The 8,641-nt window shown below is 58.9% G+C and carries 7 protein-coding genes and 1 pseudogene; 2 read left to right on the top strand and 6 right to left on the bottom strand.

The features are described from left to right. Position 1 precedes the first annotated feature (1 nt). The 5 genes from GTU70_RS01080 to GTU70_RS01060 form a co-directional block, all read right to left on the bottom strand. The gene (locus GTU70_RS01080; RefSeq protein WP_235914676.1) at positions 2-997 is read right to left on the bottom strand and encodes an ABC transporter substrate-binding protein; all 996 of its coding nucleotides are present in this window, start codon (positions 995-997) and stop codon (positions 2-4) included. A 2-nt stretch (positions 998-999) separates the two neighbouring features. Then, entirely contained in the window at positions 1,000-1,890 is an 891-nt protein-coding gene (locus tag GTU70_RS01075) for a siderophore-interacting protein (protein WP_166096920.1), read from the bottom strand. Beyond that, entirely contained in the window at positions 1,890-4,361 is a 2,472-nt protein-coding gene (locus tag GTU70_RS01070; protein ID WP_197738785.1) for a TonB-dependent siderophore receptor, read from the bottom strand. Before GTU70_RS01070 ends, GTU70_RS01075 begins: the two co-directional genes overlap by 1 nt. Before the next feature lie 113 nt (positions 4,362-4,474). Beyond that, complete coding sequence (locus GTU70_RS01065; RefSeq protein WP_166096918.1) at positions 4,475-5,470, bottom strand: FecR family protein; 996 nt, start codon at positions 5,468-5,470, stop codon at positions 4,475-4,477. 165 nt (positions 5,471-5,635) lie between these two features. Continuing rightward, positions 5,636-6,091: an RNA polymerase sigma factor gene (locus GTU70_RS01060; RefSeq protein ID WP_235914675.1), complete on the bottom strand. Its 456-nt coding sequence runs from the start codon at positions 6,089-6,091 to the stop codon at positions 5,636-5,638. Positions 6,092-6,819: 728 nt separating this feature from the next. Between GTU70_RS01060 and GTU70_RS01055 the strand changes: the two genes are divergently transcribed. Together GTU70_RS01055 and GTU70_RS01045 are read left to right on the top strand one after the other, a co-directional pair. Further along, positions 6,820-6,963: a hypothetical protein gene (locus tag GTU70_RS01055; RefSeq protein WP_166096916.1), complete on the top strand. Its 144-nt coding sequence runs from the start codon at positions 6,820-6,822 to the stop codon at positions 6,961-6,963. Positions 6,964-7,483: 520 nt separating this feature from the next. Further along, positions 7,484-7,752, top strand: a pseudogene (locus GTU70_RS01045) (integrase); the annotation flags it as partial. A 62-nt stretch (positions 7,753-7,814) separates the two neighbouring features. On the opposite strand, the gene GTU70_RS01040 reads toward GTU70_RS01045, so the two are convergent. Further along, a partial coding sequence (locus GTU70_RS01040; protein ID WP_166096914.1) for a class I SAM-dependent methyltransferase occupies positions 7,815-8,641 on the bottom strand: 827 nt, incomplete at its 5' end.

Below are 8,641 nucleotides of genomic sequence, written 5' to 3'. Positions count from 1 at the left end.
CTCAATTCACCTGAACAGCGGCCTTGCCGTCGATCGCGGCGGCAAGGCGCGGCGCGATCAGTTCGGCCGCAAATGGAATGCTGAGTACCGATTGCGAAGCCATGGCCATAGACACCATACTGACCGCGCTGTTGAAGACGATCCGCTTTTCGCCGGGATAGACACCCAGCATCTCCATCCGGCGCGCCATGGCGGAAACATTGCCATCGCCATGGACATCCCAGAGGATGACATCCAGCCCGTGGCCGATGAGGGACACCTGTTCCCAACTGAAGTGGGCAAGGGTCGATGTTCCGATATAAGCAAGAATTTCCGCCGGACATTCGATGCCGAGGCCGACCATCAGGGCACCAGTATCGTAACGCGGCCCGCGGACCACGAAGGTATCGCCAGCCGAATTGCCTGCTATTCCCCGGGCTCCGGCAAGGCGTGGGTAGCGTTCCCGCAATGACCTGTAGGTTTCGTGGACATTGGCTATCAGCTCTTCGGCCCTTGTTTCCCGGTCGAGAATACGACCGAGGAGCCGAGCGGTATCCTCCCAGAACGTTCCCCAGGGCCCTGCCGCGCGCGTCCACGCAATCGTCGGCGCGATACTGGTCAGCCGGTCGTATTCCTCCTGCGTCAGATTGGTGTAGAGCGCCACGATGAGGTCAGGCTCGAGATCGAGAAGCGTCTCGAACGGAATTTCGCCTCCCGCGAGTGGAACGGGCTGAGCGCCGGCCAGCAGATGCGCAGCCCAAGGCCCGGTGGCATGCGGCAGGCTCTGAAACCATCCTTTGATACCGACAGGCACGGTGCCCAGCGCCAGCAAGGTATCGTGTTCGAGAAAGCCGAGCGAGGCGACGCGCAGCGGCACCCGGTCGATGGCAGTTGTGCCGAAGGCATGATCGAAGGACATCGGAAAAGACGATGCAGCCGCTGAGGACTGTGTCGCGAGGCAGGTAATCAAAGTGCCGCCAATGGATTTCAGGATTTCACGCCGCGATGGTTTCCACACGTTCAAAGGCCCGCTTCCTCCATCATGGCATCCACTTCGTCGCGGATTTCCTCCCTGTCGCGGCCGGAGGACCAGCTGGTCTCGATCCTCCGTTTCAACGCCGGCTCTATATCCTTCCAAGCGGCCATCCATTCCGCGCGTTTTTCGATCCAGTAGCCGGCGACTGCATAGCGCTCGCAGGGCAGTTGCCATTGCTGGCGCAGGTGACGACGGATGGCACGGGCTTGCTTATGCTCGCCCGCCATCCAGACGTAATCGGGAAGCCTTGCGGGCGGTAGGGAATGCAGCGCCTCACAAAGCCGGCCCGGAGCCACACCATTGCCGCTTCGCTCCAGCCAGACCGTTTCCAGCCTGCATGACGGTTGAAACTCGTAACGGTGGGTCGGATCGGCAATCTCGATGATCGCGAGGCACTCGGTCTCGGAGGGAAGCGTCTCCAAGATGCGTGCGAGCGCCGGAATGCCCGTGGCATCGCAAAGGAACAACTGCTTGCGCTTCCATGTCTGTGGACGATACATTCCATGTGGGCTGGAGAGAACCAGCGGATCACCCTGGCGCGCTCCTTGCGCCCATGTACTGGCTTTGCCGCCCTTATGGACGACAAAATCAATTACCAGTTCGCGCTTCACCCGGTCGAACGAGCGGATGGTGTATACTTCGCTATGGCAAGGCCCAGCCGATCGCTCTCTCTTTTGCCCCAGTGCAACCGGAATATCTGGATGCCTGATCAAGCCTGCATCGTTGCTCGGGAAATAAAGGCGAGCGAATTCGTCGGGAATACCCGTGGAAGGGTAGTCGCCCAGTCCTTCGCCCTCGAGAACTATTTCAATCATCCCCGGATTGACGAATTCCCGCGAAGAAACACGGGCTTGATGAAAGGTCCTATTCTTCATCACCAGCGCTTGCTCAGGGAAAACTTTACGTTAAGAGGCTCACCATAAAAGCAATCAGACGTGCATGATGCGGCATAGTTCTTATCAAACAAATTGGTCGCACTGAGAGTTGCCTTCCAATCATCACGAGTATAGCTGATACTTGCGTCGACCACAGTATAGGCAGGTACAGTACCCTTGACGTATAGCCCTTCAGTTTCCCCTACATAACGTAGCCCGCCACCAATCTTCAAGCCGGGCGCGCCCAAGCCTTCGAAATCATAGTCCGCCCAGAGCGAGAAGCTATTGTACGGAACCCCGCCGGTTCGTCTTCCCTCAAGTTCCGGTGTCCAGACACTGCTCCTGACAGTACGGGCATCGGTATAGGCATAGGCGGCAGCGACATCCCAGTAATTGCCAAGCCTGCCCCGCGCTTCAAGCTCAATTCCTTGTGAGCGGACCTCACCCATTTGCGCAAGTTTTGTACGATCGACAGGATCGGCAACTGTCACATTCGACATCGTCAAATGATATGCAGACGCCGTAAACATGAGGTCCATTCCTGGTGGTTGATAGCGCAGGCCAACTTCGTATTGTTCGCTTTCAGCCGGCTGGAACGCACCACCATGCCTATCAGAACCGACGACCGGCTCGAACCCCTGAGCAAAGCTCACATAGGGGGCAAACCCGTTGTCGAACAGGTACACGAGTCCTGCCCTACCGGTAAACGCATCGCTTTTCGTATGCGTCCAGACATCCTGATTGACGACTTTGTTGTCAATATTTGCCCAGTCGTATCTCCCTCCGAACAACAAAACCCATCTGTCATCGATCGTCATCTGGTTCTGCGCATACAAGCCGACTGCCTCGACTTCGTTCCGGAAGGTTCCATGCTGGCGCAATTCACCGACCGGCCCGCCGTAAACCGGGTCAAACAGGTCAAGCGGGGTTGCCGAGGCGCGATAATCGAACATCCGCCATTTGCGATCGGTATAATCCAATCCGACCAGGCTTCGATTTTCCATGCTTCCAAGCGACCAGTCATATTGCAGCAAATTGTCGATCGTTATTCCTGAAGATAAACGATCGGCCACCCAGTATTCGCGCCACGCAGTCGTGCGCATGTCGTCGAGCAGACCGGACGAACCGGTGAAGGGCATATGATTTTCGGACGTGACGTAGCGCCCATTACTGTGGAAAGTAAGTTGCTCGCTGAACTGATGTTCAAATTGATACCCTACCGACCACCGCCTATTGTCCCATTCATCAAGCCCCGGTTCGCCGTTGAATCGATTGCGGGGGATGGCGCCATTCGGATTTGGCAGGATCGTCCCCTGCGTCGGCAAACCATATTGATATTTCGAAAGATCATGCTGATATTCACCCAATATCGTCAATGACGTTGCATCGGACGGCTGCCACTTGATAGCGGGTGCGATAAATGTCCTGTCGTCAGGCACGTAATCCAGGAATGTATCGCTTTTTCGATGCAGAAACGTCAGGCGATAACTCAGATCCCCGTCCTGTGTCAGCGGACCACCGAAATCTCCTGAAATCTGCTTGCGATTGTAGCTACCGTACTCGACGTTGATTTCGCGTAGTGGAACCTCGGTCGGGCGTTTGCTTATTGTGTTGATGATCCCCCCTGGAGCTGCTCCCCCGTAGAGAACAGATGATGATCCTTTTAGCACTTCCACGCGTTCGAGACCGTAAGGCTCCTGCTGTCCGTCATAGCCGTTGACTTGATATTTCATGCCGTCTCTGTACAGGCTACTGTAGCCCGCCAGCGCGCGGAAGCCTCTGATAATAAAGCTCTCTGTCGTTCTGTCAGCGCCTTCATATCTGTTAACGCCGGCCACGTAGCTCAATGCATCCTGAAGACTTTTGGCATCCCGGCTGCGCAGTTCGTCGCTCCCGATCACCGTCACGGCCTGAGGCGTCTCAATCAGTGGCGTGTCCGTCTTCGTGCCAGTTGCGCTTCTCGTCGCCGCGAAACCCTCGAAATGGCTCGTGGCCGTCTCGCCTTGCCCCTGAACGAGGATCGTATCGAGCACCGTGGAGCCCTCGTCCGGGATCGTGTCGACGGCAGCAATGCCCGGGTTCACCAACGCGGCCGAACCGGGTGCGCTGACACGGACATTGAGGCCGGTGCCGGAGACAAGTCGCTGCAGAGCCTGCGACGGGTTGTAGCTGCCAACAACGGAGCCTGACGTCTTGCCGCTCGCGAGCGCGGATGTATAGCTGATCTGCCAGCCTGTCTGCCGGATGAAAGCGCTGATGGCGGAAGAAAGCGGCTGCGCGGGGATCGAGAACTGTAAGGTCTGATCGGCGGTTGCCGCGCGCGAGCTCTGCTGTGCCTGAGCGAAGGAGACGGCTGCGGCGCTCGCGCATCCAAAGATCGTGGACGTCAACAGCAGCGCCAGCAGACGCCTTTGGTTCCGGCCATGATGGGAAGTTACATTTTCATACGTCGTAGCGGAACGCGCCGTCATCACGCAAAGCCCTCGTTTCGATTTCGAAGGACCGTGAATTCGTACTGTTCCGATCAGGTCCCTCGTACTCTTGACGAACGACGGGTCCCGAGTCGGAAAAAAAACTTGAGAGGTTAGCGCAAGATTATGATTCCGCCCGGCAGGCGGTTCATGGTGACGCCCGCGGCATCGGCGAGGGTGCGGATGGCTGCCTCCACATCGTCGAGGCGATAATTGCCGGTGACGACGAGCTGGCCGACACGGCTGTCCGCGACAATGATCCTGCCGCCATAGTAGCGGCGCAGTTCGTTCAGCACGCGCGACAAGCGTTGGTTTTCGAAGATAATGCGGCCGTCGCGCCATGCCAGCGCGGTGGCCGGATCGGCGGGCATGACGTCCGAGAGCGAGGTTGCCGTTGCGACGATCATCTGGCCGGGTTCAAGATCGGCCGCGTCCCTGGGATTGTTCAAACGGCTGACATGGACGAGGCCACGTTCGAGGATCGTGCGATCTTCGCCCGCGTCGGTGCGGACCGAGAACGCCGTGCCGCGCACCTCTACTTCGCCGTAACTTCCGGCGACGCGGAAGGGATGGTCCGGGTCGGGCTTAACGTCGAAGAACGCCTCTCCCTGCAGGAGCCGGACTTGACGTTTGTCACCGTTGAAATCGACGGCGACGGCCGACGCTGTGTCGAGCATCATGGTCGAACCGTCAGGCAGCGTTACTGTGGTCTTGTCGCCGATCGCGGTAAGGTAGTCGGCTTCCCATCGCAGCATGATCGCCGGATACTGCCAGATAGCGACCGAGATCAGGATGGTGGCCACCAATGGAAAGGCGCGCATGCCCCAGCGAGCGATTGGGCCTCTGGCGTGGCGACGGACGGCAGGGGCTATCGGGAGACTGTCTACGGCTTTCGCGAAGCTCGATGCGCTCCACATCGCCTCAAGGTCGCGATATTCTTGGACGTGGCGCGGGCTGGTCGCGAGCCAGCGCTCGAACGCGGCCCTGGTCGCCGGGTCGGCTGTCGTGTTGCGGAGCCGGGCGAACCATTCGAGCGCCTCGTCCACGACGGGATCCTCATGTTTGAACCCGTCTTCCGGCGTCTCGTGGTCTATGTCCTTACGTCCCACTCAAGTCGTCCAATCGCTACTGTGTCGCGGGGGTCCTTATACATGAGACGTTCGACACTCCGAAATTCAGCAAAATTTCTCGCAGCTCTGCCGGGGCGCTGTCGCGAGGATTTCTATGGCTTGGTACGGCAGCAGGCGGCCAGCGGCCGCCGAACACCGCCGCGGCTAGCGGCCATCGAGCCGGGCGAGCCTCTCGCGGCAATGCGCCATCGCCAGCTTGAGATCGCTGAAGACAGTCCGCTCGGAGATGCCGAGATGCTCGGCGATCTGCCGGTTGGACCATTCCTCCAGCCGGCTGAGGATCATGACCGACTGAGCCCGCGGGGGCAAGCCGTCGAGAGCCTTTCGGAACGCCTCGAAGCGCTCGCGCTCCACCAGCGCCGCTTCGAGGGACGGAACGTTGTCGGGGATGTTCTGGAGCACATCCTCGCCGAGCCCGTCAGTCTCATATTCGGCGCGCATTTTGCGGCGGCGCTGGTGATCGAGCGCGAGATTGCGGGCCGTCTGCTGCAGGAACGCCTCGATATGCTCGATCGGACCGCTCTCGATCGCGCGCCGGGCGCGAAGATAGGCTTCCTGCGCGACGTCCTCGGCGGTCTGCGGATCACCGACGATCCGCATGACCGTCCACATCAGCGAGCGGCGGTGGTTCTGGAAGATTGCGTTCAGGATTGCGGGCAATGGACCGGTCCTCCACCCATGCGGAGGGCCAGTCGAATGGCAGACTGGATGACGACGATGGCGGGCTGCCGGTCATGCGACCGACCATAGCTTCCGGACCTACACCCAACGTCACTGCGCACTTCGTCTACCGCTCCACGCTGTTACAGGCAGGCCCGTCTCCAAGTCCCTGCTGGACATGCATTAGCCCGAGGCGGATTTTGCGTGCAAGCACAATGAATTAGAACTGATCCAACGTGCAGCAGTAACATGAGTGCTTTGCACAAGTTTTGTGTTTGATTTCATTCACAGACTCGCGGTCGAGCAGAGAGCGCGGTTTTTACGTTCCGATACAGAGAATTCACAGCAGCAGTGGCGGACATGCCACACATCCTGCCCCTTAATTCGTGAGCTGGCGTTTGCCAGGCGGAAACCCCTATCCGTCGGATGCCCCGCCGACTGGGCCGATTTCCTCCGGACTTTCATGCCCAAGTCTCGTCACCTCGGCGAGACGCCTGCCATGCGTTGTGCGACCACATACCTTCCTTAACGCACCTGCTGCATTCGCCTTTCTGCAACAGGTTGTATCCAGACTACCCTCGTCGTGAGGGACCCTTTCCATGAGAAAACAGATCGTCTGCGTGATATTGGCCGCTGGACTAAGCGGATGCGGCCACGCACCCACGCGTATGGATTCCGCGCTCGTCCAGTTCTCGCAAGTCCTCGGAGCGCTGAAATGCGCGTTCGCCACGGCACTGGTGAAGGAAAACCAGACGGGCAACATTCCGAGCCTCGCCGGCCAAGTCGCCAACGGACGCTCGACCTCAAGGTAATCTACAAGCGTAATGCCGATTTCGGCATCAAAGGAAGCGGTCGCCGGCGGCCCCTTTCTTTTCAGCTATCTGGGTTAAACTGGCAGTATAATACCAAGTTTAGCCATAGCTCGCAGGAGACCAATACGATCAAAACTTGAGTGAACCCCTCGGGCTGGACAACGGGACATGGAGAAACTGATACACTCTGCGGGCCTCAATCGGAGAAGGCTCCTGAAATCCCATATCGACAGCATTCGACACCGTTCAAATTGCAGCTTTGCCAGGATATCCGAAACGGCGTCATCGACGGCGCGACGCACAGCGCACCGTATGGCATTTCGGCCAACCTCATACAGCCATGGTTGACGCAGTTCGATCGTGGTGAACTGAACGATGAAGAGGCGGAAGCGAGCGTCATCGCGGAGTAGAGGCCCACATTGCGGCGCTCGAACGCAAGGTCGGCCAGCTCACGATGGAGCTGGACCTGGTGAAAAAAACTCCGCGCAGCGGCGGCTGCCGATTGACAGCCTATGCGGGCGGGAAGGGAAAGGATGTCGGGCCTGAGCGGCTGAACGATCAGGAGGTGGCGCGCCTCGTCAAGAAGACCGCACTCGCCGCCGGCATGCGCGGCGATCTTTCCGAAGCCGAGCGCGGCCAGAAATTCGCGGGCACTCGCTTCGCGCCGGCCTCACCTCCTCGGCCGAAGCCGACGAGCGCTATGTGCAAAAACAGCCCGGCCATGCCGCAGCCGAAATGACCCGCCGCTACCAGCGCCGGCGTGATCGCTTCCGCATAAATCTCACAAAGCGGCGGGATTATAAAGGCTCCTTTGCCGAATATATCAAATTGCTTGTTTTCGAGAGCTTCTTCTACCGACAGACTACGACGACGAAGAACTCGCGGTAGCAGAAGAAGGGATCATCCAACACGCGGTCTGGAGCGTCGGCAAGTTCCCGCCAGTATCGCTGATCGTCAGCAGGGAGGTCGTAGTCTGGGGCGACACCTGCGAAATAGGAGAGAAGATCGAGTAGATAATTCCGCGTGCGAATATCGGCGGGCGCCCAGCGCTCCACCATCCAGCCCTTCCGCCAGACAATTTCCCAACCTGTTTGCTCCAGCAATGCCGGCAAGCGGGAACCGCAATCTGTTCCGAGCACATCCTTCTTTCGAAACGTCTCCATCCGGGCCGCCATGAAACGGGTAAAGATGCCGTAGTCGATCGGCCGTATTTGCAGGGATGTCGAATCGAACTCCTTGACCGCATATAACCCGCCCGGTTTCAGCACCCGCGCCGCCTCGGCGGCAGCCTGTCGGAATTCGGCAGGCGTCAGGTACTGCATGACATTCGCGGACCAGACGCAGTCGAATGACGCATCCGTAAAGGGTAGAGCCAGGACGTTTCCAATCTGAACGCTGGCATTTGCGCCCAATCCCGTTCCTGCAAGCAAAGTACCGGCCATATCGACATTCTCGGGATCGAGATCGAGGGCGGCGAGCGAACCAGCCTCGCCGACAAGTCCGGCGATCTGCGGCAGGAAGCCGCCGCTCCCGCATCCTGCGTCAAGTACGTTCCATCCTCGCCTGATGCCGACCTCTTCCAGCGCCGCTTCATATTCCGGCCGGGAGGACTCGAAATGCAGATCGAGCCATCCTGCATTGCTGGCTTCGTGGCCGGCGCTTGTCGTGTTTCTCGTCA

This window comes from Rhizobium flavescens, from assembly GCF_011319365.1.
Note: the sequence above shows the minus strand (reverse complement) of the source record. Positions and strands in the feature narration are given on the sequence as shown.

Coding starts and splice junctions, on each gene's coding strand:
- GTU70_RS01075 (WP_166096920.1), bottom strand. CDS start 1,890: ATGAAGAATAGGACCTTTCATCAAGCCCGTGTTTCTTCGCGGGAATTC.
- GTU70_RS01060 (WP_235914675.1), bottom strand. CDS start 6,091: ATGCGGATCGTCGGTGATCCGCAGACCGCCGAGGACGTCGCGCAGGAA.
- GTU70_RS01055 (WP_166096916.1), top strand. CDS start 6,820: ATGGATTCCGCGCTCGTCCAGTTCTCGCAAGTCCTCGGAGCGCTGAAA.
- GTU70_RS01070 (WP_197738785.1), bottom strand. CDS start 4,361: ATGACGGCGCGTTCCGCTACGACGTATGAAAATGTAACTTCCCATCAT.